This window comes from Embleya sp. NBC_00896, assembly GCF_045207785.1.
GTDB lineage: Bacteria > Actinomycetota > Actinomycetes > Streptomycetales > Streptomycetaceae > Embleya.
This window is the reverse complement of sequence record NZ_CP108776.1, coordinates 3,987,500-4,014,324: the sequence shown is the minus strand read 5'-3', so window position 1 is coordinate 4,014,324 and position 26,825 is coordinate 3,987,500. Positions and strand designations below refer to the sequence as shown.

Sequence of the window (26,825 nt, the reverse complement as noted above, 5' to 3'; positions counted from 1 at the left end):
GTTCGTGGGTGGACATGCCGCCGTCGTCCTCCAGGTCCTCGTCGTCGTACCGGCCGATGTCCTCGGGGATGTCGAAGCCCGGCTCGGCGGGTGGGGCGGGCGGCGGGGGCGGGGCGGGCTGCTGCGGTTGCGGGCGGGCGGTCGGCGGTTGCGGCGACGGGGGCGGGGTCGCGGGTCCGGGGCCGCCGGGGCGGGGGCTGCGTGGGAGCGGAGGGCTGCGTGGGGGCGGGGGCGCCGGGCCATGCGCCGGGGGGCGGGGCGGGCGGGGCGGGCCGTTGTTGCTGTTGCTGTTGTTGCTGCTGCTGCGCGGACTGGGTCGGGGCCGCCGGGCGGCGCGCGGGCGTACCGCCGCCGCTGCCGCCGCCTTCGCCCGCGACGACGCAGTCGATCCGCCAGTCGAAGCCGAACGCGTCCAGCACGGACTGGCGCACCACCTCGTCGCGGCCGCTGCTGCGGAAGCCCTCGCGGGTGCCGGCCTGCTCGAACGCGAGGGTCAGGGTCGTGCCGTCGAAGCCGGCCACGGTCACGGTCTGGAGCATCATCCAGGCCACGCGGTTGCGACCGCGGACGGCGTCCAGGACCTGGGGCCACATCTCGTGCACGCGGGCCAGGTCGGCCGACGGGGGGGCGGACGCGGGGGCGATGCCGGGGGGTGGCTGGGGTGCCTGGGGCTGGGGGGCGTGGGGGGGCTGGGACGGCTGGGGTGCCTGGGGCGGCGGGGTCGCGGCGGGTGCGGGGCCCGAGCCGGCGGCGCGGGCCTGGGGCCAGGCCCCGGGGGCGGGCGCGGCGGGCTGCTGGGGTGCCTGCTGTGGGGGCTGCTGGGGCCGGGCGGCCGGTGCGGGCGGCGGGGCCTGTACGGGGGCCGCGCGGCTGCCTGCGGGCGTACCGGGGCGGGCGGGGCCGCGTCGGGGCGGGCGTGGTCGGGGGTGGCCGGCGCGGGGGCGGCGGCGGGGAGGCCGCCGACGGACACCCGGCGCTCGAGGCGTTCCAGACGTGTCTGCAGGCCCTGTTCACCGGAGTCGACCGCGGGCAGCAGCACCCGGGCGCAGATCAGCTCCAGCTGGAGCCGGGGCGCGGTGGCCCCGCGCATCTCGGTGAGGCCGGTGTTGACGATGTCCGCCGCGCGGGTGAGCCCGGCCCGGCCGAACTCGCCCGCGTGCCTGACCATCCGCTCCAACTGGTCGGCCGGCACGTCGATCAGGCCCTTGTCGGCGGCGTCCGGCACGGCGGCCAGGATCACCAGGTCGCGCAGCCGCTCCAACAGGTCGGCCACGAACCGGCGCGGGTCGTAGCCACCCTCGATCACCCGGTCGACGAGTTCGAAGGCGGCTCCCCCGTCCTGGGCGACGAACGCCTCGACGACGTCGTCGAGCAGCGACCGGTCGGTGAACCCGAGCAGCGAGGTCGCCATCGCGTAGGTGACACCGTCGTCGGTGGCGCCCGCGAGCAGCTGGTCCATGACCGACATCGAGTCGCGCACCGACCCGGCACCGGCCCGGACCACGAGCGGCAACACGCTCGGCTCGACCTTGATGCCCTCGGTCTCGCACACCGACGCGAGGTGATCGCGCAGCACACCGGGCGGCACCAGCCGGAACGGGTAGTGGTGCGTCCGGGACCGGATGGTCCCGATGACCTTCTCGGGTTCGGTGGTCGCGAAGATGAACTTCAGGTGCTCCGGCGGCTCTTCGACCACCTTGAGCAGCGCGTTGAAGCCCGCCGACGTGACCATGTGGGCCTCGTCGATGATGTAGATCTTGTAGCGCGAACTCACCGGCGAGAAGTGCGCCTTCTCGCGCAGGTCACGGGCATCGTCCACACCACCGTGCGACGCGGCGTCGATCTCGATCACGTCGATGCTGCCGGGCCCGCCGAGACCGAGGTCCCGACACGACTGGCACTCGCCGCAGGGCGTGGGCGTGGGCCCCTGCTCACAGTTGAGGCATCGGGCGAGGATGCGCGCGCTGGTGGTCTTCCCACACCCTCGCGGCCCACTGAACAGGTAGGCGTGGTTGACGCGGTTGTTCCGCAGGGCCTGCATGAGGGGTTCCGTCACGTGCTCCTGCCCGATGACCTCTGCGTAGGTCTCGGGGCGGTAGCGACGGTAGAGGGCGAGCGACACGCCCCCGACGATAGCCGGGCCGGACGACAGTCGCGGACCCTCACCACCCACCGGTGCCCGATCACCGACCGCCGTCCGGTACTGTAGGCCCCGGACCCCCCGTGCGGCGGTATCCTCCTGAACCTCCCCAGGGCCGGAAGGCAGCAAGGATAGGGAGGCTCTATCGGGTGCACGGGGGGTTCACAGCGTCCCCACCCCACCTCGAATAGGGGTGCGCGAGCACGCACCAACCTCCTGTAAGCTTCCGCACGGAGGATTCGCCTAGTGGCCTAGGGCGCACGCTTGGAAAGCGTGTTGGGTTCACACCCTCACGAGTTCGAATCTCGTATCCTCCGCCAGCCGTAATAGGCAAAACGTTGCCCCCGGTCGCACTGCGGCCGGGGGCAACGTCGTTGTCGGTCTCAGCTCTGGTCTCAGTTGCGGGGCATCGGACCCGGCAGCGAACTATTCGGCCGTCCACGAACCGCCCTGAACCGCTTATTGCCGTCGTCCCGCACTGGCAGCGCGGACTGCCCCACTGGCCCCACCACAGCACCACGGCTGCATCGGCTATGGAAACCGGGTCCGCCGGCACCTGATGGCGATCGCGCCCGCTCTCGACAGAGCCTTGCAGATCCGTTTCCGGGGCCGCTGATCCTGTTGACCGGATATCCCACGCCGACGGCGCTGCGGCGGATGGGACATCGTCGGCTCACGGCGTGGCTGCGCATGCCACCGAAGACCAAGGGGCGGGCCTCGCATCGGGACAACATGCCTGGTCGGGTTCAACCCACTGAGTGCGCCGCTGCCCCTCGTCGTCGGGGTATCCGCGGCGAACTGTCATGACAGCAACGGCCTGAAGCCGCCGGCGGCTGCCAGATCGGCGCGGGTCGCCCGCAGACGCGTCGACACGCCGCAACGACTGGGCCGACACCGCCGGGTAACACCCAAACCCCGATCGCACGGTTCACCCTTCAGGGCCCAACCCAGCCCGATCGAACGACGCACACCTGCACCATGTTCTCCGCGGACATCAACGTCCATCCCAGTCATCAGCGAGGCGCGCCACCAGCTCACCATGGGGTGCCATCAGCTCTCTACCGAAGCGTGTCGAGGGCCCGACCACCACGAGCGCGGCGATCGACACGCCGTCGGCACCACACAGCGCCGCACCGACGGCGCGAGTCCCGTCGGCCACCTCGTTGTCATTCAGACCCCATCCACGGTCTCGGGTGGCCTGAAGGGCCTCCTCGGTGAGTTCGGGATCGACGCGACGCCAGGCCGGCAATTGCTCCGCGGGCAGCCGAGCCGCGATCGCACGCAACGCCGAGCTCGACTTCGCCGGCATCTCCGAGCCGACGGTGACCGAGACGCGCAGCGTGTGACTGCTTTCGACGACATCGGCGATCAAGAGCCGATTGCCCTCCGGGACCACCAGCATCGCGGTCTCCCCGGTCGCGTCACGGGCAGCCTCCATCAACGGGCGGGTGCTCTCAGCGAGCGACGTCGAGGAGGACTCGCGCAGCACCGCGAGCAGTCCGGGAGCGAGGTACCAGCGACCGTCCACGGTGCGCTGCAGCCACCCCGCGGCGTTGAGGGTCACCGCGAGCCGATGAGCAGCACTCTTGTCAATCCCGGTGATCCGCGCGAGATCACTGACTCCGGTCGGCTGCTGCCGGGCCACCTCCTCGAGAAGCCGGCACGCGTTCCTTACCGACTGGATTTCCTTGACCGAGGACACTCAGCCCTCCTAGTCTCACTAAGAAACACAATCATGTTACATAGTAACACGACGAGGAGTGTCACCATGGGCGCCGACACCACGGGCACCGGCCTTCCCTGGGTCGAGGCGATCGCGGATTCCTTTCCCCGCCACTCGTTCAGCCAGTTCCACACCGTCCACCTCCCCGCGCTCAGCACCAAGCACCGCGACCTCTTCATCAACGACCTCGGCGGCGTGCCGCCGCTGGCGTTCCGCGTCCCCGACGGCCGCGCCTACACGTGGATCGCGGGCCCGGAGGGGGTCAAGGCCGTCGAGGGCGACGCGGGCGCAGCCACCATGATCGAACTCGACGAGCTCACCTTCTCCGAGTACGTCAACGAGCTCCTGACCGCCACCGGCTGTGTGCGGACCGAGCGCGCGGAGGTCGTCCGCGGCACCCTGCAGGACTGGAAGCGGTGGGAGCCGGCCACCCGGGCCCTGCTGACGGGGCGGGCCATCTACACCAACGCCGTCTGGGAGACCCTGGTCGACCGCGACGGCGAACCGCTGGACCTGCACCGCAGCTTCCCGGCCGACGGCAGCCGTGAGGAGATGCGGCACTTCCTCAACACCACGGGGTTCCTGCATATCAAGGGCGTCTATGCCGAGGCTGAGGTTGCACGGTTCGGTGCAGAGGTCGAGCACGTGCGCTCCCGGACCACTCCGGGTGACCGCTTCTCGTGGTGGTCGCTCAACGTCGACGGTGAAGAGGTTGTCACCCGGATCAACTACCTCGGCCGCTACTCCGAGGCACTCCAAGAGCTGTGCTTCGAGCCCCGCATGACCGAGCTCGCCCGCCTGGCCAACCCCGAGTTCCGTGTCTGTGACGATCGCCTCGACGGCCCGATGGTGTTCATCAAGTCCTCCAACATTGTCAAGGGCGACGGGAACCTGGGCTGGCACACCGACGACGGCATCGGTGGCCACCCCGCTCTGTGCCCGTTGATCCAGGCCGGCATCCAACTCGACTACGCCAACCCCGCCAACGGGCAGCTCATGGTCCTGGCCGGCTCCCACCGCTACGCCAACCACTGGCTGAAGTGGGGCGACGAGGGCGACCTGCCCGTGGTCAAGATCGAGACCGAGCCCGGCGACCTCACCCTGCACTTCGGCGACATCATGCACAGCACCCCACCGCCGACCGGCCCCAGCGCCGGCCGCCGCGCGCTGTACTACAAGTTCTCCGAGGAAAAGACCTTCGAGTGGGTGCCGTCCGGCTGCCACTACAACGACGCCCTCTTCCACGCCGACAAAACCGGAAAGATCTCCGCCCGCGCCGCCACCCAATAGGTACGTGTGTCTGGACCTCCACCTCCGCGAGCATCAGCCCGGGGCGTACGCGCCCGCCCTCGCCTGCTCGGCCGCCTTCTCCGCCAACTCGGCCACCACCGCCGTCAACGCACTGAACCGCGAGGGCTTATGAGCAGGCTGAATGCAACCAGCGGGCCTGGCAGCTTGGTTGCAGTTCTGGTTGTATTCAGCGCCGTTCGAGGGCGTCCGTCAAGAACCCAAACGGGCGCGGCACCGCAGTTCAGGACGCCGACGAGGCCCGCCGGACGGGCAGGTGACCATTGGAAAGCGTGTTGGGTTCACACCCTCACGAGTTCGAATCTCGTATCCTCCGCCAGACGCGGCCTGACCTGCTGAAATGCAGGTCGGGCCGTTTCTCGTTGGGACAGCGACTCTCAGTCAATGAGCCGCTGGTCAAAGACGCTTGGGCAACAGGAACTTGACCAGCGGAGCGACCTAGGGAGTCCTCCGGTGGCCAAAAGCCCCCTCCGCTCACAGCAGCGAGTCAGCACCGACAGCGCCGCCGGCGGTCGGGGCGCTGTGGTAGGCGGCGGCGCCGGGCGGACGGCTTGCGGTGGAGCCGCCCGGCCCGAAGCATCGCCGCGGTCCGCGGGATCCGCGAGGCGATCGACAAGTACGTCAGGGCGCTTCTCGGCGAACTCTCCGACGGAGATACCGGATGATCCCGGATGATCCCGCACGGCCGACCGTGCCCGGTGTGGCGTGAAGTCGCCTCCGAGCCATATGTCGCAGGCCGGCGGAGCGCGGGGGCGGTGTGGCTAGACTACGGCGCCATGGACTCGTCGGATGACCCGATATTCGTCGACGCCAGCGGTCGGCGGAAGCGTTGGACCCGGCGCGTCGTCATCGGAGCATGCCTACCGATGGCGGCCTATCTGGGGCTTCTGGCCACCGGTGTGGTGACCTCCTCGCCCGTCGGCGCGCCGCCGTGGGTCGCCAAGGATCCACCGAAGAACGACGTCCAGGACAACGACTTCAAGCCAGGTGGCGCGCAGGGCGTAGCGTCACCGTCGGCCTCGACCCGCACGACGGGCCCGGCCAAGCCGGTCGCCGGTGCGACACGGGCGCCGAAGGCAGGCGGCACTCCGCCGGCCACCGACGCGGGACAGACATCTGCCGCAGGTTCCCCGGCCGGGGGCCAGAACACTGGGCCGGCGACGCCGTCGGCCACGACCGACACCAGGCCCGGGAACGCCCCCCTCGCGCCCGCCGGTCATTCCAACCGGCCGACCGCAGCCAACCCCAACAAGCGAGGGGCCAACTGAGTGGCCGGGCGGCGTGGGCGCCGCCGCGATGCGCGCGCACACTGGGTCCTCCTCGCGTTCAGCCTTCTCGTAGTCGCCGGCGCACTGCTCCTGGAGGGTTTCAGCCGGCACGCGGTCGGCAGCCCCGGCACCGGTGGTGACGCGTCATGCAGACCCGCGCCGGCCGCCATTCGTGACGGTGGGCCGGTGATACGCACCACCGACGGGCGCACCGAGTCGGCATGGCTTCCCACCCGGACCGTGGCGCTGACCTTCGACGACGGCCCCGACCCGACCTGGACCCCGCGCGTCTTGGAGGTCCTCGAGCGGCACGACGCCAAGGCCACGTTCTTCATGGTCGGCGCGGATGCCGCCGCGCACCCCGACCTGGTGCGCCGCGTCCACGACGCGGGCCACGAGATCGGCTCGCACACCTACACCCACGTCGACCTGGGCAAAGTAGCGCCGTGGCGGGCTGACTTGGAGCTGTCGCTCACCCGGAACGCACTGGCCGGGGCGGCCGGCGTCCAGACCCGGCTGCTGCGCCCGCCGTACTCCTCCGTCCCGTCCGCGTTGTGCGGAGGCACCTGGGACGCGGTACACCGGGCCGGCGAAGCGGGCTACCTCACCGTCACCACCGACCTGGACTCCAAGGACTGGACCCGCCCGGGAGCCGCAGCCATCACCGCCGCCGCGACCCCGCGAGACGGCCGCGGCGCGGTGGTCATGTTCCACGACGGCGGCGGCGACCGCGCCCAGACCGTCGAGGGCCTGGATCGTCTCCTGACGGAACTGCAAGCACAGGGATACCGGTTCACCACCGTCTCCGGCGGGCTCGGCCTGCCGCCCGAGGCCGACGCCGACACCGGGACCGAGCTGAGCGGCACCGCCCTGATCTGGGCCCAACGCGGCGCGCACGGCTTCACCGTCGCGATGGCCTGGGTGCTCACTGTCGCCGGAGCGCTGACCGTGCTGCGGCTGCTCGTCCTCGTGGTGCTTGCCCGGGTCCACGTCCGCCGAGTTCGCCGCGCCAAGCGACGCCGCAACCGGCTGCCCGAGGTGTGGGAACCCGTCTCGGTGATCGTCCCCGCCTACAACGAGGCCGCCGGGATCGAGGCGACAATCCGGTCCCTGGTCGCCTCCACTCACCCGGACGTGGAGATCGTCGTCGTCGACGACGGGTCCGACGACGGGACCGCCGACATCGTCGAAGCCCTCGCCCTCCCGGGTGTGGTCGTCATCCGCAAGCCGAACGGCGGCAAGGCGTCCGCGCTGAACCTCGGGATCGCACGCTCCACCCACGAACTCATCGTGATGATCGACGGCGACACGGTCTTCGAACCGGATGCCGTGCACCGGCTCATCCAGCCGTTCGCCGACCCCGCCGTCGGCGCCGTCAGCGGCAACACCAAGGTCGGCAACCGTCGCCGGGTCCTGGGACGCTGGCAGCACCTCGAGTACGTGATCGGGTTCAACCTCGACCGCCGGATGTTCGACGTCCTACAGTGCATGCCCACCGTCCCCGGCGCCATCGGCGGCTTCCGCCGCAGCGCGCTGACCGGCGTCGGCGGCCTCAGCGAGGACACTCTCGCCGAGGACACCGACCTGACCATGGCTTTGTGCCGCACCGGTTGGCGGGTCGTGTACGAGGAGACCGCGCTGGCCTGGACCGAGGCCCCCGAATCCCTGCGCCAGTTGTGGCGCCAGCGCTACCGCTGGTGCTACGGGACCCTCCAGGCCATGTGGAAGCACCGCCGAGCCCTGGTCGAACGCGGCCCCGCCGGGCACCTGGGCCGACGCGGCCTGCCGTACCTGTTCCTGTTCCAGGTCGTCCTGCCGCTCCTCGCGCCCGTCGTCGACGTCTTCGCGCTGTACGGCCTGGTCTTCCTCGACGTGTGGAGCACCCTCGCCGTCTGGGCGGCGTTCCTCCTCGCCCAGGTCCTCACCGCGATATACGCGCTGCGCCTCGACAAGGAGAAGCTCGGCCCGATCTGGACACTGCCGCTCCAGCAGTTCGTCTACCGGCAGCTGATGTACCTCATCGTCATCCAGTCCGTGGTCACCGCCGTCCTCGGCAGCCGCCTGCGTTGGCACCGCATGCACCGCACCGGCTCCGCCACCGATCAACTCGCCCACGCCCAACCACCCGTGTAACCCACGGCACGGGCGATGCCCGAGGCCCGGACCGGCCGTTGGTCGTCATCGTGATCGTGATCAGCCGGCCAAAATCGGGCAATCCACCCCAATGCAACAACCCATTTTCGGCGGACCACACACGCGATCGGGATCGTGTCTGCCCTCACAGGGGTGTGTTCGGCTCGCAGGGGCGAGTGGGGCCAGAACCTGACCCGCAGCGAACTGGGCGGCCCGGACGTGACCGGTCTCGACCATCTACGACCCACCCGCCCCGTCGGCCCGCTCCTCTGGCATCCGGGTCCGGGGGCGCCGATCGCCGGCCGCCCAAACCGGGGATCCTGACCATTACACGCGGATCAAGCCCCTCGCACCTGAGATATCATTCAAGGTATCGTTGATATCAATGGAGGTGCATATGGCTCGGACTGTGATCGACCTCGATGATGACTTGGTCGCCGATGTGGCCAAGGCGCTCGGCACCAGCACAAAGAAGGAGACCGTCAACACGGCTCTCCGCGAGGTGCTCGAGAACCGGCGTCGGGCCCTGGCGCTCGCTCGACTCCGGGCCGCGGCCAACGAGGGTGCGTTCGATCTGGAGCTCCTGGAGGACAAGAGGAACTACCGCCGGTGAACGCGGCTCAGTTCCTGATCGACACCAGCGCCCTTGCGCGCCTCATGCACAAGGACGCCGAGCCATACGGTTGGGATCAGGCAGCAGCAGCCGGGCTCATCGCGGTCTGCCCAATCACAGAGCTGGAGTTCTTCTACAGCGCCCGCTCGGCCGCCGACCGCGCACAGGGGATGGAGGACATCCGTGCACTGTTCGGTTGGGTGCCGGTCGACGATCGCTCATACGACCGCGCTTGGCAGGTGCAGGAGGCGCTGACCCAACGAGGGCAGCACCGGAGCGCCGGTCCCGTGGACCTTGTGGTGGCCGCGACGGCGGAGTTGCAGGGCCTGACGCTCCTCCACAGGGACAGGGACTTCGAGTGCATCGCCGCCGTTACGGGACAGGCGTTGCAGTGGTACGGGCCGGCCGCCGGCAAGTGAACGATGATGGTTGGCAGTTGTGGTTGAGGTGCGTCGGTCGGCACGGGCTCCTGAGCACCAAGAGCCGAGAGATCGTCCGAAGGCAACGCTGTCCGCTCATGGCGCGGCGGTGAGTGCCTCGGTCGGGGGGAGGCGGGACGCGCGGACGGCCGGGTAGAGGCCGGCGATCGCGCCGATCACCAAGGTCGCGCCGAGACCGCCGACGGTCGCCCACGCGGGGATGACCGCGGCCCAGCCCTGACTGCTCGCGTAGACGATGGTGACCGCCATGCCGAGGGTGACACCGGCGATGCCGCCCAGGGCGGACAGCATGAGTGATTCGACGAGGAACTGGGTGCGGATGTGGCCGCGGGTGGCGCCGAGCGAGCGGCGCAGGCCGATTTCGCCGCGGCGTTCCAGCACGGTGATGACCATCGTGTTGGCGACGCCGACCCCGCCGACCAGGAGCGCGACCGCGCCGAGGCCCAGCAGCAGTCCGGTGAACGCCTTGTCGGTCGCCTGCCGCGCGGCCAGCGCGTCGGACGGGCGGGACACCTTGACCTCGTTGGGGTTCTGCGGGTTGACGGTTCGCGCGAGCACGCCGCGTACGTCCTGGACGGACGCGTCGGCGGAACGCGTGTACACCGTGGTCGGGTGCCCGTCGAAGCCCAGATATGTGCCGGCAGCGGTCCAGCCGACGAGCGCCGCCGCATCCAACTCCGGTGCCAGCGGCACCGGGTCGAGGATGCCGATGACCGTGAACCACGTGTTGCCGATGTAGACCTGAATGTCCGGCCCGGCCTTGCCTACGCCCAGTCGGTCTGCCGCGGATGTCCCCAGGACGACCACCGGATAGCGTTCGGTGGCGGCGTTGAACCACACGCCGTCGGCGAGACGCGCGCCTACGGTCTCCGGCAGCTTCGGATTGGCTGCCTGGACGGACATGCCGCCGCTCTCGGCGGCCGGTATGCGGTCGTTGCGGTACACCTTGACGTTCTTCAGCGTCCCGGTCGCCGCCACCTTGTCCACCGGGCCGATGCGCGCGACCATCGCGGGCGCATCGGCCGGCAGCGTTGCTTCACCGCCGCTCAGGGAGTTGCCAGGAGCGACGGTCAGCAGGTTGGTACCGAGCGCCGCGAGCCAGGCGTCGAGGTCGGCGCGGCTCGACGACGAGATCCCGGCGACCGCCGTCATCGCCGCGATGCCGATGGCGATGCCGAGAGCGGACAGGAACACCCGCATCGGCCGGGTGCGCAATCCGACGCCACCGACCGCGAGGACGTCGCGTGGCCTGAGGCGCGCGGAGGAATACGTCGTGGTCATGTCACTCCACCGTCCCGTCGAGCATGGCAACCTGCCGGGGCAGCGACGCCGCGATGTCCCGGTCGTGCGTGATGACGACCACCGTGGTTCCGGCGGCGTGAAGTTCGCGCAGCAGCGCCATCACGCCCTGTCCCGAGGCGGTGTCCAGGTTGCCGGTGGGCTCGTCCGCGAGCAGCAGTACGGGCTCCCCGACAACCGCGCGGGCGATGGCGACGCGCTGCCGTTGCCCGCCGGACAGTTCGTGCGGAAGGTGCGCCAGGCGTTCGGCGAGCCCGACGCGGGTCAGTGCGGCCTCGGCCCGACGGCGGCGCTCGCGCACCGGGATCCCCTCGTACAGCAGTCCGTCGGCGACGTTGTCGAGCGCGGTGCGTCCCGGTGCGAGGTGGAACTGCTGGAAGACGAACCCGATGCGGTGGGCGCGTAGCGCGGAGACACGGCGGTCGGACAACGCGGCGATGTCGTTGCCCTCGACCCACACCGTGCCCGACGACGGCCGGTCGAGGGTGCCGATCAGATTCAGCATGGTCGATTTGCCGGACCCCGACGGGCCGACGATACCGACGAACTCGCCGTAACCGATGACCAGGTTCACGCCCCGCAGGGCGACCACGCCGCCGGGGTACTCCTTGCCCACATCGGTCAGTTCGACCAGGGTGCCGCCGGATCCGTCCGCGCCGGCGAAGGATCCGTCGGGCGCGATCTCCCGGAGTGTGCTCACGAGGGCATCCCCACTGTCATGCCCTCGGTGAGCCCGGCCCCGGAGACCTCGACACGGCCGCCGGCGAACAGGCCGGTTTCGACCGGGACGATGCGGGTCCCGGCGCCCTCGACGACCTGGAGGCCGTATCCGCCCTCGCTGAGTGCGAGCAGGGCGGCGACCGGCACCGTCAGGACGTTTTCGCGGCGCGACGCGGTGAACGCGACATCCACGGAAGCCTGGTCGAGCCCGGCGACCGCTCCTTCGTCCTCGAGTGCCAGGGTCGCCTTGACCTTGGTCGTCGGCGTCGCGGCGCGTGCGCTGCCTTCCTCGCCCTGATCGATCACCGTCACGGCCTTGACGACCTTGCCGGGTACCGTCTTGCCATCGGGCAGTTTGAGCGCCACCGGCGTGTCCGTCTTGGCGAGACGCGCGGCGGACATCTCCAACTCGACCACGACGACGCGCTTGGTCCCGGTGTACGTGAGTACGGCCTGACCGGGCTGCGTCGCGTCGCCCAGCGCCGCCTTGTCGGACTCGACCCGCAACTCACCGGGCGCGTAGAACACACGCCCGAGCTCGACCGTGCCCGTCTGCGTGAGGCCGTTGGCCTTCTGCCACTTCCGCACGGCCGCCGCAGTGGCCTCGTTGTACTTCTTGTCCACGGTGAAACCGGTGTACCCGAGGTCCTTCAGGTTCTGTTCGAGCTGCACCACGTCGGCGCCGTCGGTGCCCACGGCGAGGTCGCGGTACGCGGGGAGTGTCCCGTACAGCAGTAGCACCGGGCTGTCGTCGACCCTGTACAGCGGCTTGCCGCGCGTGACGATCGAGCTTGGTGCGGCGATCGAGGTCAACGTGCCGGTCAGCTTTCCCGCGTTGACTGTCGTGGCGTCGCCGTAACCGAGTTCACCGGTCTCCGACGTGGTCTCGACCAGGGTCTGCTTCGTGACGGTTCCGGTCGCCGGCGGCAGCGTGCCCCGTGCCGGCGAGTCGTCCTCCTTGGCGGGAAGTCCGATTCCCGTGGTCGCCACCGCGACACCAGCGGCGGCCAGAAGCACCGCGAGGGCGCCCATGACGCGACCGGTACGCCTCTTCTTCCGCTTCTTGCTCGGCTTGTCGGTCACGCGCCGCCCCCGGCGCCGTGGGTCTGGGTGCCCTCGCCGCCCCCGGGCGGCTTGGGCATGTGCTGCGAGCAAGTCCGCTCGGCTGCTATGTACTTCGGGTCGTCGACGCTGATGCCGAGTTGGTCGTTGTTGATCTGCAGGCCACCTTCGGGCCCAGGGTCGGGGAATTGCGTGACGCCGTTGTCCCGCATGCATTTCGAGTACTTGCGCAGTTGCTCGGTGACTTTCGGGTCGACCTTCTGGTTCTCCCCGCCGTTCGGCATCAGGGACTTGCACTTTTGCTGCGCCGCGTTGACGCGCTGCGGATCGGCGCCGTCGGGTACGTCCAGCGAGACGCCGCCGCCGTCCTGGAACTGCGGATCGGGGAAGTTCGCGACGCCGTTTTCGCGCATGCACTGCGAATACTTCAGCAGCGCCTCCTTCTCACCCCCCTTGCCCTTGCCCTTGTCCCCGCCCACCGAGGAGCCGGCGCTCGCCGTGGACGTCCCCGCCAAGGCGACCTTGTCCTTGTCTTCCCCGCCGCCATCGCACCCGACGGTGACCCCGAGGACCACGAGAAGGCCGAGGACGGGCAGTGCTTTGGTACGCATGTCTCTCCCTCGCCCATGGCCTCGCTGGGTGGCCACAGGCACGTGTGAAGCCGGGTTCATCCCGGTCTGTAGTGGAGTTCGGACGGCACGGTCGACCTGCCTGTGGGGCCTACGACACCTCGTGGACCTGCCAGCCGAACGTGATGCCACCGAAGATGTCGACGATGTCGCGGCCGGCCGCATCCTTCCGGCCGGTGTCCTGCGCCAGGAAGGTCTCGGCCACGAACCGGACATCCAGGGCGCCCACGCCCATCACCCCGGTCTGCGGCATGTCGTGGAAGTTGAAGACCTCGTTGCCGTTCACCGAGGTCAGGCCGCCGTAGGCGAAGAACGGGTGCGAAATGCCCGCGTCCACCTCGGCCGGTCGGGGCAGGGATCCGAGGAGCGCCGCCACCTGGATCCAATGCAGCGTGTCGCTGACGGACGGATCACCGCGATGGTGGTCCGGTTCGTACACGACGTACATGCCGCCGCCGAAGGTCACCGGCTCGTGCGGGTTCGGCTCCCGGGTGACCACTCCGTAGGACTGGACGCGGAACTCGTCGCGGCCGCGGAATCCACCTTTGTAGCGGAACGCATAGTGTTCGCCGTAGGCGCGTTCGAGTGTCTCCTGGAAGCGCAGCTCCGGTACGGCCGGCACATCCTCGTACACCGGATGGGGCGCGGCGCCCGGCCGGGCGCCGCCGAGCAGGCTGATCCGGTGCGGCTTCCCGTTGTAGGCGAAGTCCTTGAACGGGGTGTGCCCGCCGAGAGTGACCCCGAGCGACTGCCCCGGAATCATCGGCAATCCGGTGGGTTGACTCGGGCGATAGTCCGGCACGAGGTGCCGTGCGGGGGCCACGTCCGTACCAGGCGCGGCAGCGGCCGGCTCGGCGCCGAACCCGCCCGTGGCGCCTGCGGCCAGGACAGTCAGGCCGAGGGCGCCGCCACCGCGCAGCACGGAGCGGCGTGAGATGTCCGTCATGCCCGCCCCCCGGACGTCTCGCGCAACTGCCAGCCGTACTTGATGCCGCCGAAGATGTCGACGATCTCGCGCCCGGCGGCGTCCTTGTGGCCCGTGTCCTGCGCGAGGAAGGTCTCGGCGGTGAACAGGAACGACAGTGCCCCCGAGTCGCCTTCACCGGGCAGCGGCAGGTACGGGACCTCGACGCCGTAGGTGAAGTTGCCGACCCGCTGCCCGCGAACCGACGTAGAGCCTCCGAAGCGGTAGAACGGGTTGCCCGGACCGGTGCCGTCGACTCGCGGCGCACCGTCGTTCCCCGCTTGACCGGGGTCGCCGGTCTGCGGGGGCGGGCCGCCGAGGTGGCCGACCGACGAACTGACCTGGATCCAACGCATCGTTCCGGTACCGCGTCGCCCACCGGGTTGCGGGTCACAGTCGTACACCACGTACAGATCGGCGCCGAACCGCATGGGCTCGGATTCGGACGGCTCCGCGGTGGACACGCTGTACGACTGGACGCTGAACCGGGTTCGGCCCGGCAACCGGCTCAGGTAGCGAAACGTGTAGTGCGCCCCGAAGGCGGCCGCGAGGGTCTCCCGGAAACGGAGGGCGGGGTCGGAGGGGGTTTCCGCGTAGACCGGATTCGGCGGCCGGTCGGTCGGCTGGTCGAACGGCAGCAGGCTGATCCGGTATGACCGATCGCCAACGACGAAGTCCTCGGCGCCCGTGTGTCCGCCGAAGGTCATGGGCCTGCCCGGATCGAACCAGCCGTGCGGCCGGCCTGGCCGATAGTCCAGGGCCAAGGATGGTGCGGCGACATTCATGCGGTTGCCTCTCGGTCGTCGCGACCGGGCAAGCTCCGGCCGCGAACGGAATTAGAGGCGTTGGGAGATATCCCCGCCGTATCCGAAAGCCGAAACGCCGCGGAAACACCGGGACAGCCATCCTGAGTGTGCGGCTGCGACGACCCCGCCCACGACTGGTCGTTCGCACGCGCCGCAGGACGTGCGTCAAGACCCGCAGCCGGTCATCCCGTCCAACCCAGAGCTTTGACTTCGGAACACATTCCGAAGTAGCATGGATCATGTCCACTCTCACCGTGGCCTTCTCCGACTTGTCGAAGAACTCGAAGCGAGTCGCCGAGACCGTCGAACAGGCCCAGCGTGTCCACGTCACGCGTCGGGACGGCGAGGATCTCTATCTGACCACTGAGCGTCATGATCGCCAGCGGGAGGAAACCGCAGATGTCACCTCCCGACTGCTTGCCGCGCTGATCGGTACCGACGAGGGCGCCCGAGCGGTACTCCTCGCCATGCCGACGGTTTTCCCGTGGATTCGACACTTGTCCGCCGAGGAGGTCCGCGAGTTCGTCGTGGACCTCGTGGATGCCACGCGCGACGCTGCAGAACTGGATGTGCACTCCACACTGCATCGTGTCATCGTCGAGTGGCGCGCAACCGCCAGGATTCTGGCCGATCCCGAGCTCGCCACCCAACTCACCGGGTCGCTGCAGGGTGAGGACCACGGTGAGGTACTCGCGCCTTGAGTCCGAAACGCGGTGACGATGTCCCGCCGCCGCCCATCGGTGACGAGTGGAGATTGCGCTTCGCCACCACCGAGGCCGCCAAGGGCTGGGGTGATCTCTGTGCCGAGGCGGCGGCCAATGCCCGTCGCTGCTTCGAGTCCCTCCGCACCGACCCACTGTCCACTCGCGACCCGGACCGACAGCACCGCTTACGCGGTCGTCTCGCCACCCGAATCCTGGGCGGCCGGGAGCGGCCGCAATGGGAATTCGAAGTGACCGCCGGCGGCCGCGTGCGCTATCTCGTGGACGAGGTCGGACGTACCGTCCACCTCGTGTGCGCCTCCACCCGGCATCCGAAGGACACTGACGCCTGACACCTGCGCGTCGGCTGGTCTCAAGGGAGGTCGGCACGGGCCCCGGTGTCGATGCCACCGCCCGGACGACCCACCCGGGGTGGGGCTCAGAGTTGGTGAAGGAAAGCCACGACGAAAAGCAGACCGAATATGCCGGCGGAGACCGTGACGGGCACTGCCCAGGCGGGGCGGTGTTCGGCGCGCAAAGGCGCGGTCAGGTGCCGGTGCAGGCGGGCGAGGACATCGAGCAGAGCCACGGCGAGGACGTCGACCGGCAGCGACGCGGCGAAGTGGGCGAGCCAGGCGCCGGCCAAGGAAGGGCCGCCCCAGGAGTCGTCGTAGGGGCCTTGGTCGACAAGACCGTAGAAGACACCTCGGGTGAGCATCATCCCCAACACCCCCGCCGCCACCAGTGCCAGGGCGCCGAGCAACACGGCCGCCGCCGCTTGCCGCAGCAGACGCGCCGTGGTCGATGGCGCTGCCCCGGCCGGCGCCGGCGCGACGCGAAGCGCGCGCCGGCGGGCGCCTTCGCCGTCGCCGGCGAGAGTCAGGCCGAGCGCCCACAGGCCCCTGGGCAGGAGTGCCACCGCTGTTCCCGCATTTCGCGTGACCGCTGCCGACCGGACGGAAATCGAACCGCGGCGGCCGTCGGTGTACCGCATCCGCGCATGCCGTCGAAAAGTCATACCGCGACGCTAGGACCGCCCAGCCGTATACCGCCTCCCGCTCCGGAGCCGTTTCACACTCCGTACCGCGGTATCACGAACCCGTACCGCGGTATCACGCCCGACTTCGCGAACGGCTTCGTCCATATCGTTCGGCGTGTGGCGGGCCGGCAGGGGCCCAAGCGCTCGGAGCGCCGTCGGCGGTGTCGTCACACGGATGGCAGTCGGGGGGCGCGGTGGCGGGAGGTCTCGGGAACACTGGGCTCAGACGGAGGGTGATCACGGATCTAGTTCAGTGGGAGAGGGGATCATGCGGACGAACACGGTGCTCCGCGGCGTCGGCGTCGCGGTGGGTCTGGTCCTGATCGCCTGCGCGTTCGTGCTCGCGTACGTTATTACGCCGAACTATGTGGTCCGAGTGCCCGACGACACCGACGCCAAGCGCTCCTACGCCGGCAGCTTCAGGACCCTGCTCGACGCCCAGGAGGTGGCGAAGGGCAACCTTGTGGCGGCCGTCAAGCGGGACGTCCCCCTGGCCGTCGAGCGGACCGTGAAGGTCGAGGAGACCTCGGGCGACAAGGCCCTGGTCAGCGACACCCGGACGACGAGCGCCGCGGGCAACCCGGTCGAGAAGACGGACTGGAAGTACGCCGTCGACCGCAAGACACTCCAGCCGGTCACCAGCCATCCGGCGGACTGGACGGTGGTCGACGCCCAGGGCCTGACGGTGAGTTGGCCGCTCGGCGCGAAGAAGCGGACGTACACCGGCTGGCGGCCGGAGACCAAGACCACGACGCCGCTGACGTACACGCGTACGGAGAGCAAGTCGGGCGTCAGCACGTACGTGTACGAGGCGAGCCTGCCGCCCACCCGGATCACCGACTCCCAGGTGCTCGCCGGTCTGCCGCCGGCCGTCCCGCAGACGACCCTGGCGCTGGTCGCCCAACTCGGGACCCTCTCGGATGCGGCCAAGCAGCAACTGGCCGCTCTGCTACCGACGTTGGGCAACCCGGTGCCGCTCTCCTACACGCTGGCGAGCGCCGACACGTTCTGGATCGAACCCGAGACCGGCATCGTGGTCGACACGCAGCGGTCCCAGCAGCGCGTGGCCGGGGTCATCGCCCCGAGCAGCGGCGCCTTCCTCCCGCTGCTGCCGGTCTCCGAGGTCTTCTACCAGCAGACCCCCGAGTCCGTGAAGGCCGCCGCGGACGACGCCAATGACGGCCACGACGTCATCATGCTCGTCGGTACCATCCTGCCCATCGTGGTGGGCGTGGTCGGCGCACTACTGATTGCCGCAGCCCTGCTCATCCGGCGTCGTCGACCCCGCAGCACCCCCACACCCCCCGCGGAGGCATGACACCCGCACGGCGGCCCGAGCACGGCGGGCGGCCTGTGTGTCGCTACGGGATCCACCATTGCTGGGACCTGATTCCGGGAGTGCACTCCACGACCGACAGCGGCTTGCCCGCGCCGTTGTTGGTCAGGCAGTTCTTGCCCATGTAGTCCTTGATGTAGACCGCGCCCGAAGTGGGGGCGTCGGCCAGTCTCCAGTTGGTGGAGTACGCGTATCCGGCAGCGAGTTCCGGGTGTTGGCTATTGCCGTACGGCTGGCCGAGCGCGGGGCCGCTGAGGCTGCACGGGTTGAAGGTGTCCCAGGTGGAGACCGAGTGGACCCAGCCGTACTGCGTGTGACCGCCCATGACCACTTGTTTGCCCGCGCTGGGGCCGTCGGCGACGAGGCCGATCTTGACCCCGTCGGCGACGCTGGTGATGGCGCCCCAGCGGTCGCCGCCGCAGCCCTGCGGGATGCTCTGGGCCGGGGGCGGAGTGGACGCGGGCGGCTTCGGTTTCGTGCCGCTGCCAGTGCTGCTTCCACCGGGCGAGGCGCCCGCCCCGCCGGACGCCGAGCCATTGGAGCCACCGCCGTTGCCCCCTCCGGGGGGCGGTACGGCGCCGGTTGTGCTGCCGCTGCCCGGTGATGCTCCGGTCCCGCCTTGGGCCGCGCCCGGGGCCTGGGTGCCGCCGGCATTCGGGCTCGGGGTGCCGGTCCCGGCAGCACCCGAGGGCGGCGCCGAGTTCGCGCCCGAATCACCCGATGCGCCTGTCGCGTGAATCTGGCTCCCGGAGGTGGCCGATTGCGCGTTCTGCGCCTTGCCGTCCGCGTCGGACGGGCCGACGGAGGGCCTGACGTACAAGACCGTCGCCACGACTCCGGCTATGACGCCCAGCACCAGTAAGGCGGCGGCTATGCCGTGCCGTTTCCAAGCCCGAGTGCCCTCGGGCGCATCGCGCGTGTCGGGGCTCGACTCCGGAGGCGTCGGAGACTGCTCCGCGACGGGAACGGCTACGGGAACGGCGGCGGGGGCGGGGGCGGGGCCAGGCACGTCCGCAGCGGCAGGTCCCGCGGGCGGCAACGCGGCCGGAGCCAACGCCTCCCGCACGATCGGAGCGTCGTCCGTCGTGGCTTCCGGCGCCGAGCCGTCAGGCGCCGCCGCCTCGTCGGAGCCGGCCCCGTCCGGGGTCGGCTCGGCCTCGACCGCGCTGCTTGCGGCCGCACCACCCGAAGCCGCCTTGCTCGCAACCGCGTTACCGGAGTCCGCCTTGCTCGCAAGCGCGTTGCCCGCCGCCGCGTCGCCGGTGACCGCCGCTGCCGCCTCCGACCCACCCGTCATCGCCCCGCGCGCCGCCGCTGCCATCTGCGCCGCATCGGCGTACCGGTCCTCCGGCGCCTTGGCCAGCGCCTTCGCCACGAAGACGCGCACCGCTTCGGGGAATTCCGCCGGGAGCTCTGGCGCGGGCTCCCTGATGTGCTTGAGCAACACCTCGAGCACGGCGTCACCGGTGAACAACGCTTCGCCGGTGAGGAGTTCGTAGCAGAGGACGCCGATCGCGTACTGGTCGGACGCCGGAACCGCGCCGTTGCCCAGGGCCTGCTCGGGGGCTATGTAGCGAGCCGTACCGAGCACCGCGTGCGACGCGGTGAGCTTGGTCTCGGCCGTGGAGTGGGCTATGCCGAAGTCGGTGACGGTCACCCGGTCGTCGGCGCCGATCATGAGGTTCGACGGCTTGACGTCGCGGTGCACGATGCCCCGCAGATGTGCCGCGTGCAGTGCGTCCAAAGCCTGGGCGGCGATGCCGAGCACCCGGTCGACGGGCATGCCCGCGACATCGCCGTCGGCGGCATCATCCTCACCCAGGACCGCGTCCAGCGGGCGGCCGTCGACGAGTTCCATGACGATGTACGCGACGCGCGGCTCCGACCCGCTCTCGCCGTAGTCGTGCACGTCGACGATGCCGGGGTGGTCGAGCGCGGCCAGCACCTTGGCCTCGCGCCGGAACCGCTCGGCGAACTTGGCGTCGGCCAGCAGCGCCGGCAGCAGGATCTTGACCGCGACCTGCCGCTCGAGTACGCCGTCGTCGGCGCGCCACACCTCGCCCATGGCGCCGCCGCCCAGCCGCTCGGTCAGCGTGTACCGGCTGCTCAGAACTGTGCCTCGACCCCACATGCCCCGTTCCCCCGTAGGCTCCAGAGTTCCCGCCCGTCGGCGACGCGCAGTCCGCAGGAGGCACTACAGGGCTTCAATGAGCCCGCAAGTACCCCTGGCAGGCGATCATTTCATCGCACCGCACACACCAAGTCCTCCGGGACTCCCTCACCCGGCATCCGACGCCGTCGGGCACCGCATCTCGAACGGCGTGGCGAGCAGGTTGTAAGGCATCCGAGGGCGATCCGAACGCGAGCCCGGACCATTTCGATGGTTCGGGCTCGCGTTGCCGTGGTCGCGATCGGTGCCGGGGTCTACCGCTCGGCCGTCAGGAGCCGATCCACGGGTTGTGGACCGGCAGGGGCGGCGGAGTCGGCGGGTACGGCGGCGGGGCCCAGGTCGGCGGCGGGGGCGCAAGCGGGTGCGAGCCCCATGTGAATCGGCCGGACTCGGTGGCCGGTTCCCGTGGCGGCGGACCGCTCTTCAGGCTCACGTTGTGCCTGACGGCGACGAAGCGGTACTCGTAGATCGAGCACCCTATGATGGCCAGGCAGCCCGTGACGGACAGGCCGATCGACAACGGGCTGTGTTCTCCCCCGTCGGGTGCGGCCAACTCGTAGCCGGTGGAGGCGATCGCGAACCACGGTGCGAGCAGGGCGGGCAGGAGGGGATGCCCGTCGTTGGCGTTGAACATGTTCTTGTAGCCGAGGAACGCGGCGCTCAACGCGAACAGGCCACCCCAGAGCGGGAGAAGCAGGCCGACCAGGGCGAGCGGGATGTCGAGGACCCACGAACCCCCGCTCGCGTCGCGGAGCGTGTCCCCGACGATGCCGTCACCCTGGAAGTAGTAGAGGGCCACGAGGCCGACCATCGCGAGCGGCAGCCCCGAGCCGGCGGCAAGGCGCTTGCAGGTCCCCGGCCGGTCGCCCGACGACATGACGACCAGGAACAGCGTCACGGGGACCCAGATGGGAACCGCGAACACCAGGCCGTACACGATCTTCATCAGCGCGGCGTCCAGGTCGAACTCGAACTCGCCGTCCCGGAACCAGACCGTCAGCCCGACCAGGAGCCCGATCGACACGCGCATGTACTGCAGCGCGGCGATCTCCCTGTCGGCCTCGGTCTGTGGACGGAACAGCCGAAGGGCCACCAGGAACGGCCATCCCACGACCGCCAGACAACCGACGCCCACGCCGGTCACACCCGCACCACTCGTGTCGTACTCACGTCGTACTCACGTCGTTCTCGGTGTCGGATCGCCCATCGGATGATCATGTCAGACAAGATGTCCGGCTCCACCGCGCCGGTCGCCCGCGACGCGGGGCCGCCTGCGACGCGGGGTCGGCGCGGTCGACGGGGTGAGTCGACAACGCTCGGCGATGTCGGTTCGGCCGGCCGGAACGACCGTACGTCGGCCCGCACTTCTGGGCCGGCCCGATGTCGTCGCCGACCTCGTCGTCACCGCCGCCGGGCACCACGCCGCCCGGCGGCGCCCCGTCGGCGAGGCTCGGGAGGGCCGGTGTCAGCGCGGGTTTCGTCGGGTGACGTCTCCCTGTGGGTTTGCCTCCAGGGAAGCGTCGCCTCGATCGCCGGTCACGGACACGCGGATGAGCAGGGCACCGGTCTTCGCGTCGTGGGCGAAGCCGATCCGCCAGGACTTCGGGGTGCCGATGCCCAGTGTGGTCTGGGCCTCGCGGACCAGGGCGGGAAGCCGTTCGTACGGAAGCGCGCGCAGGTCGATCACCGGGGTGTCCGTTGCGGGGGCGACGGCGCCCTCGACCGACATGAGGTGTTCGTCGATGTCGAGGCGCAGCGCGTTCGCCGTGCCCATCCCCGCGATCAGGGATTCGGCGACGCGGCGCATCTCACCCTTGCGCAGCGTCGAGTCCGACGTCGCCGAGCCCGAGAGCGTGCTGGTCGACGAGAAGGTGCCCATGGTGATGGTCGAGGACGACGTGGACGACGTGGACGAGGACGAGGACGACGCGGGCTTCGTGGGGGTGTCGTCCGTGAACAGCTCCGCGCGGAACGGCAGGACGACGGCCGCCGCGCCGATCAGCAGGCCCACGACACCGAGCAGGCAGAACGATCCGCCCTCGGCGGGCGCGGCCACCATGGCGGACTCGGGGGCGGAGTCGAGCGATTCACCGGCCGCCCGCCGGTGCCACTCCTGGGTCGGCCGGTCCACGATCTCGACGTGCCAGGGCTGCGCGGGGCGGTACTGGACGACGATGACGCCGCCCGGCCGGTAGTCGGGGATGTCCACCAGGTTGATGCTCTGCGACATCTTGACCCGGTACGCCGCGCCGTCGTCCGGCGCGACCGTCAGCACGAACTCGACCGGGACGTTCGCCGTCTCGCCGCCGATGGCGCGTCGACTCTCGATCAGCGCGAGCGCCGGTCGCGTCGCGAGGTGCTCGGTGCCCGCCGCCCGCTCCCGGTACGCCCCGACCGCCATCATCGCGACGTTGAGGAAGAAGAGCCCGATGCCGACGCCGATCAGGTACATGCGCTCGGTGATCGATCCGACGACCAGGCCCGCCACCGCGGCACCGAACAGCGCACCGCCGAGGAATCCACGGGCGAGGGCCGCCGGCCGAACGGGGGCGGGCTTGCCGGTCTCGGTGATCGCCATGGCGGCGATTGTGTCGCGCGCGGATGGACGCCGGAAGGCGCCCAGGCGAAAACCCGTCCCCCGTTCCGCGTCTCGTAACGGCCGCCCGCCCGCCGTCGCCGGGACGGATCGCGCGAAACACCCACCCGTCCTCGGGCGTGAGGTCCGCCGCTCGGCCCGCGAGCTGTTCACCACCGGCACGTACACCGGCCTCACCGACGCGATCGACTACGGCGAACTGAACGCCCTCCTGCGCGACTGACCCGCGTGGCACTAGGTGAACGCCATCGTGTCGGTGCCCGCCGGCCGGCGCAGGGCGGCCAGTCGTTCGGTGAGGTCGCTGCCCGGCGGCGGGGTGAGCAGGATCAGGCGCTGGTTGCCCTCCGGGGTGAGCAGGACCTGGCTGTCGAGGTCCACCGGGCCGAGTACGCCGTGCAGGACCCGCATCCGGCTGTGCCGGCGGACGGCGACCTCGTGCCGGTCCCACAGCTCGGCGAACTCGTCGCTGGCCGCCCGGAGTCGGGCCACCAGATGGGTCACGGCGGCGTCGTTCGGGCGATGGGCGGCGGCGGCCCGCAGGTCGGCCACGTGCAGGCGGCTGTAGTAGTCGTGCTCCTCGGCCGGGTAGGCGGCCCGCGGACGGGTGTCGCCGAACCAGCGCCAGGCCACGTTGCGGCCGTGCTCGGAGACGGTGCACACGCCGCCGAGCAGGGCCTGTGCCATCGCGTTCTGGGCGAGCACGTCGCCGAGGTCGTTCAACACCTGGGCCGGCGTCGCGTCCAGCTGGTCGAGCAGGTGCAGGAGCGCCGGCGCGACCTCGTCGCCCCTGTTGCGCGCGGCGGGCGGGCGGTGTCCGGCGAGTAGGTACAGGTGGTCCAGCTCGTCGTCGCTCAGCCGCAGCGCACGGGCCAGCGCGGCGAGCATCTGGGTCGACGGCTGTGGGCCGCGAGCCTGTTCGAGCCGGATGTAGTAGTCGGCCGACATGCCGGCCAGTTGGGCGACCTCTTCGCGCCGCAGGCCCGGGGTACGACGCCGGGGCCCCGCCGGCAGGCCCGCGTCCTCGGGACCGATCCGGGCGCGGGACCGGCGCAGAAAGTCGGCCAGGTCACTGCGAGCGATCGTCATGGGAATCATCGTGCCGCATCGCGCCGGCACCCAGCCTGGGACTCCCAATCCCAGGGTCGGCGAGGCTCTCCCGGCCCTGGTCGCCCGAAGGCAGAGTTCCTTTTGCCGGAGCGAACGCCCGGCAGGAACGACGCACTCGAAGCCTCGCACCGATCGAGGCACGCGACGCACGCAACGCACGCCACGCACGCGAACGACGCGACGAACGCGATGAACAAGCACTCGCCAAAGGAGCCCGCCATGCCCGTCGTCCAGGTCGCCGACGCCCAGGTCCACTACTCCCGCTCCGGCGCCCGCTCCGGCGCCCGCTCCGGCGCCGACTCGGGCCCCGCGCTCGTCCTCGTGCACGGCACCGGTTCGGCCGGCGGCGCGCTGAACTGGGGCACGACCGTCCCGCTGCTCGACGACGACCGGGTCGTCCTCACCCCGGACCTGTCCGGCACCGACGCCACCTTCGACGCCGGCGGCGCACTGACCACCGAGGGTCTCGCCGCCCAGGTGATCGCCGTGATCGAGGACGCGGGCACCGGTCCCGTGGACCTGCTCGGCTTCTCGATGGGGTCGACGGTCGCCGCCGCCGTGGCCGCGATCCGCCCCGACCTGGTCCGGAGGCTGATCCTGGTGGCCGGCTGGGCGCACACCGACGGCGACGAATACCTGCGCAACCTGTTCACCGTGTGGCAGCGCCTGGGCCGCACCGACGCGGAGTCGTTCGGCCGCAACGTGACCATGACCGGATTCAGCCGAGGCTTCCTGAACGCGATCGGCCGGGACGCGGTCGAGGAGATGTTCGGCAACATGGCCCCGACCGCAGGCACCCTGCGCCACGTCGACTACGACCTCACGCTCGACATCCGCGCGCTGCTGCCCCGGATCGAGGCTCGCACGCTGATCATCGGCTGCGCGCTGGACGCCACCATCCCGGTCGAGAACAGCCGCGCGCTGCACGACGCGATCGCGGGCAGCGCGTACGTCGAACTCGACGCCGGACACGTCGTCATGTTCGAGCAGCAGGAGGAGTTCGCCAAGCACGTACGCGAGTTCATCGTCGCCGCGTGAAGTGCTACTGCGGAAGTGCCACTGCGCGAACTGCCGCTGCGCGAAGTGCCGCTGCTCGAAACACCACTACTCGAAGCACCACTGCGCGAAGCATCGCGGGAAAACCCGCTGACCCGGGACACCGGGGCGGCACACAATGTGGAATCGAACCGACGGGCGAGGCGGCGGAGACGTCCGGGACCACCCGAGCGGGTGTCGGTCGGCACTGGGATCATCGAACGACACCGAGGGGAGGTGACGGACGTGGCATATGGCGAACGTGCCCCGAGAGCACCGGTCGTGAGCCTGACGGACCGTCGGGCGCTGGAGGCCTGGCGACCGGCCGACGACGACGTGATCGCGCGAGCCCGCAAGCTCAAGGAAGAGGCACTCCTCGACTTCGGCATGGAGTTGTCGGTGATCGCCTCGTGGCTGTACACCAAGTGCCACCACCACATTCCGACCACGGCCATCGACACCGCCGCGGTGATGGCCTCGGGCGACGGCACCTGCCTGCTCCTGTACAACCCACAGTTCTTCTGCGATCTCGGCCTGGACGGCGTGAAGTTCGTGCTGTTCCACGAGGCCCGGCACCTGATCCAGCGGCACCTGTTCGCGGAGTCCGAGCTGCGCGCCGACCCGGTGTTCACGCTCGCCGCCGAGGTGACGATCAATCACGTCGCGATGACCCGCCTCGGCCGCACGTCGCTGCCGATCCTGCGCCGCCCCGATCCGGACACCGGCGCGATCATCGAGGACGGCACCGGCATCGACCCGCGCGTGATCCACCGCACCTACGTCGAGGACCTCAAGGGCCAGGGCCTGGATTCGCTGCCCTACGACGACTTCGTGGACACCGACGCGTCGGTCTACGCCGAGCTCAAGCGGATGAAGAACCCGCCGGTGCCGCCGCCGCTGTGCGTGCACGTGATCCTCGGCGACGGCACCGGAATGAGCGACGGCCTCGACGGCGAGACGGTGGACCGGGTGGCCTCCGAGGTGCTGCGCAGCGTCCTGCTCGCCGCGCGCCGCGGCGAGCGGCTGGCCCGCCAGGAGCTGCTCGACCTGCTCTCGCGCACCGACGGCGCGACCGATCGCGCGACCAAGCTGTGGGGCGACCTCGGCGCGGGCTTCCTGCGCGGCGAGACGCAGCGCACGCGGCGCGTCGAGTGGTGGCAGCAGTGGCTCGTGGACGTGCTCGCGTCCAAGCTGCGTGAGGGCGAACGGCTCGTCTACCCGAAGAAGCGTGGCGCGCTGCTCGCGGCGCTCGGCCACGATCCGATGCTCGCGCGCCGCGGTCTGGAGCGCACCAAGGTCGTCGTGATCGCCTACGACACCTCCGGTTCGATGCCCGACCAGGTGGTGAACTGGCTGACCGAACTGGTCGGCAAGGCCGACGGCGTCGAGACGCACTGGCTGAGCTTCGACGGCACGGTGATGCCGTTCAAGCCCGGCGAGCGCGTCCTGGGCGGTGGCGGGACGAACTTCCAAAACGTCGCCGACTACGTGGAGGGCCGGCTCGAGATCGAGGGAGTGGGCCGCTTCGAGGAGTCCGTCGACGCCGTGGTCATGCTCACCGACGGCTACGCGCCCGCGATCACGCCCGCCGACCCCGACAAGTGGATCTGGCTGATCACCGAGGGCGGGGACGACTGGCCCGAGCGCCACGACCCGCCCATGGACTGCCACCGTGTCGTCACCGGCGACCACTGACCTCGGGCCCTCCGGGCCCTCCGAAGAACGCCGTGCGGCAG

General features: G+C 70.3%; 25 protein-coding genes, 1 tRNA gene and 1 other RNA gene. 14 read left to right on the top strand and 13 right to left on the bottom strand.

The genetic code is table 11. The features are described from left to right. Positions 1 to 538: 538 nt before the first annotated feature. A complete protein-coding gene (locus OG928_RS18295) occupies positions 539 to 2,122 on the bottom strand; it encodes a DNA polymerase III subunit gamma and tau (RefSeq protein ID WP_406284962.1) in 1,584 nt (527 codons plus the stop codon). An 89-nt stretch (positions 2,123 to 2,211) separates the two neighbouring features. Between OG928_RS18295 and ffs the strand changes: the two genes are divergently transcribed. Next, an RNA gene (gene ffs / locus OG928_RS18290) (signal recognition particle sRNA small type) lies at positions 2,212 to 2,310 on the top strand. 62 nt (positions 2,311 to 2,372) lie between these two features. Continuing rightward, positions 2,373 to 2,460 (top strand) — tRNA-Ser (locus OG928_RS18285). 674 nt (positions 2,461 to 3,134) lie between these two features. Here the strand turns inward: OG928_RS18285 and OG928_RS18280 are convergent. Next, a complete protein-coding gene (locus OG928_RS18280; protein ID WP_406284959.1) occupies positions 3,135 to 3,842 on the bottom strand; it encodes an IclR family transcriptional regulator in 708 nt (235 codons plus the stop codon). Between the two features lie 66 nt (positions 3,843 to 3,908). On the opposite strand from OG928_RS18280, the gene OG928_RS18275 reads away from it, so the two are divergent. From OG928_RS18275 to OG928_RS18250, 6 genes are all read left to right on the top strand, one after another. After that, positions 3,909 to 5,153 carry a phytanoyl-CoA dioxygenase family protein gene (locus OG928_RS18275; RefSeq protein WP_406284957.1) on the top strand — a complete coding sequence of 415 codons (1,245 nt, stop codon included), beginning with the start codon at positions 3,909 to 3,911 and terminating at the stop codon, positions 5,151 to 5,153. A gap of 4 nt (positions 5,154 to 5,157) precedes the next feature. Beyond that, positions 5,158 to 5,286 carry a hypothetical protein gene (locus OG928_RS18270; protein ID WP_406284955.1) on the top strand — a complete coding sequence of 43 codons (129 nt, stop codon included), beginning with the start codon at positions 5,158 to 5,160 and terminating at the stop codon, positions 5,284 to 5,286. A 751-nt stretch (positions 5,287 to 6,037) separates the two neighbouring features. Further along, positions 6,038 to 6,439, top strand: coding sequence for a hypothetical protein (locus OG928_RS18265; protein WP_406284954.1), 402 nt, complete (start codon positions 6,038 to 6,040; stop codon positions 6,437 to 6,439). Positions 6,440 to 6,625: 186 nt separating this feature from the next. Continuing rightward, positions 6,626 to 8,572 (top strand): bifunctional polysaccharide deacetylase/glycosyltransferase family 2 protein, encoded by a 1,947-nt coding sequence (locus OG928_RS18260; RefSeq protein ID WP_406284953.1) that lies wholly within the window; start codon positions 6,626 to 6,628, stop codon positions 8,570 to 8,572. Between the two features lie 397 nt (positions 8,573 to 8,969). Further along, positions 8,970 to 9,185: a type II toxin-antitoxin system VapB family antitoxin gene (locus tag OG928_RS18255; protein ID WP_406284950.1), complete on the top strand. Its 216-nt coding sequence runs from the start codon at positions 8,970 to 8,972 to the stop codon at positions 9,183 to 9,185. Further along, a complete protein-coding gene (locus OG928_RS18250) occupies positions 9,182 to 9,604 on the top strand; it encodes a PIN domain nuclease (protein ID WP_406284949.1) in 423 nt (140 codons plus the stop codon). Before OG928_RS18255 ends, OG928_RS18250 begins: the two co-directional genes overlap by 4 nt. Before the next feature lie 96 nt (positions 9,605 to 9,700). On the opposite strand, the gene OG928_RS18245 is transcribed toward OG928_RS18250, so the two are convergent. The 6 genes from OG928_RS18245 to OG928_RS18220 form a co-directional block, all read right to left on the bottom strand. Continuing rightward, on the bottom strand, positions 9,701 to 10,906 hold the full coding sequence (locus tag OG928_RS18245) for an ABC transporter permease (RefSeq protein WP_406284948.1): 1,206 nt from the start codon (positions 10,904 to 10,906) through the stop codon (positions 9,701 to 9,703). A 1-nt stretch (position 10,907) separates the two neighbouring features. Continuing rightward, positions 10,908 to 11,558, bottom strand: coding sequence for an ABC transporter ATP-binding protein (locus OG928_RS18240; protein ID WP_406291057.1), 651 nt, complete (start codon positions 11,556 to 11,558; stop codon positions 10,908 to 10,910). Positions 11,559 to 11,620: 62 nt separating this feature from the next. Further along, positions 11,621 to 12,727 (bottom strand): peptidoglycan-binding protein, encoded by a 1,107-nt coding sequence (locus OG928_RS18235; protein WP_406284946.1) that lies wholly within the window; start codon positions 12,725 to 12,727, stop codon positions 11,621 to 11,623. Beyond that, complete coding sequence (locus OG928_RS18230; protein ID WP_406284944.1) at positions 12,724 to 13,317, bottom strand: hypothetical protein; 594 nt, start codon at positions 13,315 to 13,317, stop codon at positions 12,724 to 12,726. Before OG928_RS18230 ends, OG928_RS18235 begins: the two co-directional genes overlap by 4 nt. Before the next feature lie 109 nt (positions 13,318 to 13,426). Further along, the gene (locus OG928_RS18225; RefSeq protein ID WP_406284941.1) at positions 13,427 to 14,281 is read right to left on the bottom strand and encodes a hypothetical protein; all 855 of its coding nucleotides are present in this window, start codon (positions 14,279 to 14,281) and stop codon (positions 13,427 to 13,429) included. Beyond that, entirely contained in the window at positions 14,278 to 15,084 is an 807-nt protein-coding gene (locus tag OG928_RS18220) for a hypothetical protein (RefSeq protein ID WP_406284939.1), read from the bottom strand. Before OG928_RS18220 ends, OG928_RS18225 begins: the two co-directional genes overlap by 4 nt. A 260-nt stretch (positions 15,085 to 15,344) precedes the next feature. Here OG928_RS18220 and OG928_RS18215 point away from each other — a divergent pair, with 260 nt between their 5' ends. Together OG928_RS18215 and OG928_RS18210 are read left to right on the top strand one after the other, a co-directional pair. Then, positions 15,345 to 15,806 carry a prevent-host-death family protein gene (locus OG928_RS18215; RefSeq protein WP_406284937.1) on the top strand — a complete coding sequence of 154 codons (462 nt, stop codon included), beginning with the start codon at positions 15,345 to 15,347 and terminating at the stop codon, positions 15,804 to 15,806. 53 nt (positions 15,807 to 15,859) lie between these two features. Continuing rightward, on the top strand, positions 15,860 to 16,159 hold the full coding sequence (locus tag OG928_RS18210) for a hypothetical protein (RefSeq protein WP_406284935.1): 300 nt from the start codon (positions 15,860 to 15,862) through the stop codon (positions 16,157 to 16,159). Between the two features lie 86 nt (positions 16,160 to 16,245). Here OG928_RS18210 and OG928_RS18205 read toward each other — a convergent pair whose 3' ends face one another. Then, on the bottom strand, positions 16,246 to 16,800 hold the full coding sequence (locus OG928_RS18205) for a hypothetical protein (protein ID WP_406284933.1): 555 nt from the start codon (positions 16,798 to 16,800) through the stop codon (positions 16,246 to 16,248). Between the two features lie 313 nt (positions 16,801 to 17,113). Here OG928_RS18205 and OG928_RS18200 point away from each other — a divergent pair, with 313 nt between their 5' ends. Continuing rightward, entirely contained in the window at positions 17,114 to 18,163 is a 1,050-nt protein-coding gene (locus tag OG928_RS18200) for a porin PorA family protein (protein WP_406284931.1), read from the top strand. 43 nt (positions 18,164 to 18,206) lie between these two features. Here OG928_RS18200 and OG928_RS18195 read toward each other — a convergent pair whose 3' ends face one another. The 3 genes from OG928_RS18195 to OG928_RS18185 form a co-directional block, all read right to left on the bottom strand. After that, complete coding sequence (locus OG928_RS18195) at positions 18,207 to 20,312, bottom strand: serine/threonine-protein kinase (RefSeq protein WP_406284929.1); 2,106 nt, start codon at positions 20,310 to 20,312, stop codon at positions 18,207 to 18,209. Positions 20,313 to 20,619: 307 nt separating this feature from the next. Then, complete coding sequence (locus tag OG928_RS18190) at positions 20,620 to 21,495, bottom strand: hypothetical protein (protein ID WP_406284927.1); 876 nt, start codon at positions 21,493 to 21,495, stop codon at positions 20,620 to 20,622. Positions 21,496 to 21,816: 321 nt separating this feature from the next. Next, positions 21,817 to 22,929 carry a hypothetical protein gene (locus OG928_RS18185; protein WP_406284925.1) on the bottom strand — a complete coding sequence of 371 codons (1,113 nt, stop codon included), beginning with the start codon at positions 22,927 to 22,929 and terminating at the stop codon, positions 21,817 to 21,819. Between OG928_RS18185 and OG928_RS18180 the strand changes: the two genes are divergently transcribed. Further along, positions 22,928 to 23,170, top strand: a complete 243-nt coding sequence (locus OG928_RS18180) for a hypothetical protein (protein ID WP_406284923.1) — start codon at positions 22,928 to 22,930, stop codon at positions 23,168 to 23,170. The two genes, OG928_RS18185 and OG928_RS18180, sit on opposite strands and share 2 nt — an antisense overlap. An 11-nt stretch (positions 23,171 to 23,181) precedes the next feature. Here OG928_RS18180 and OG928_RS18175 read toward each other — a convergent pair whose 3' ends face one another. Next, the gene (locus tag OG928_RS18175; RefSeq protein ID WP_406284920.1) at positions 23,182 to 24,042 is read right to left on the bottom strand and encodes a helix-turn-helix transcriptional regulator; all 861 of its coding nucleotides are present in this window, start codon (positions 24,040 to 24,042) and stop codon (positions 23,182 to 23,184) included. A gap of 231 nt (positions 24,043 to 24,273) precedes the next feature. Here OG928_RS18175 and OG928_RS18170 point away from each other — a divergent pair, with 231 nt between their 5' ends. Next, positions 24,274 to 25,092: an alpha/beta fold hydrolase gene (locus tag OG928_RS18170; protein ID WP_406284918.1), complete on the top strand. Its 819-nt coding sequence runs from the start codon at positions 24,274 to 24,276 to the stop codon at positions 25,090 to 25,092. 279 nt (positions 25,093 to 25,371) lie between these two features. Next, entirely contained in the window at positions 25,372 to 26,784 is a 1,413-nt protein-coding gene (locus OG928_RS18165) for a DUF2201 family putative metallopeptidase (protein WP_406284914.1), read from the top strand. The last annotated feature ends 41 nt before the right edge of the window (positions 26,785 to 26,825 follow it).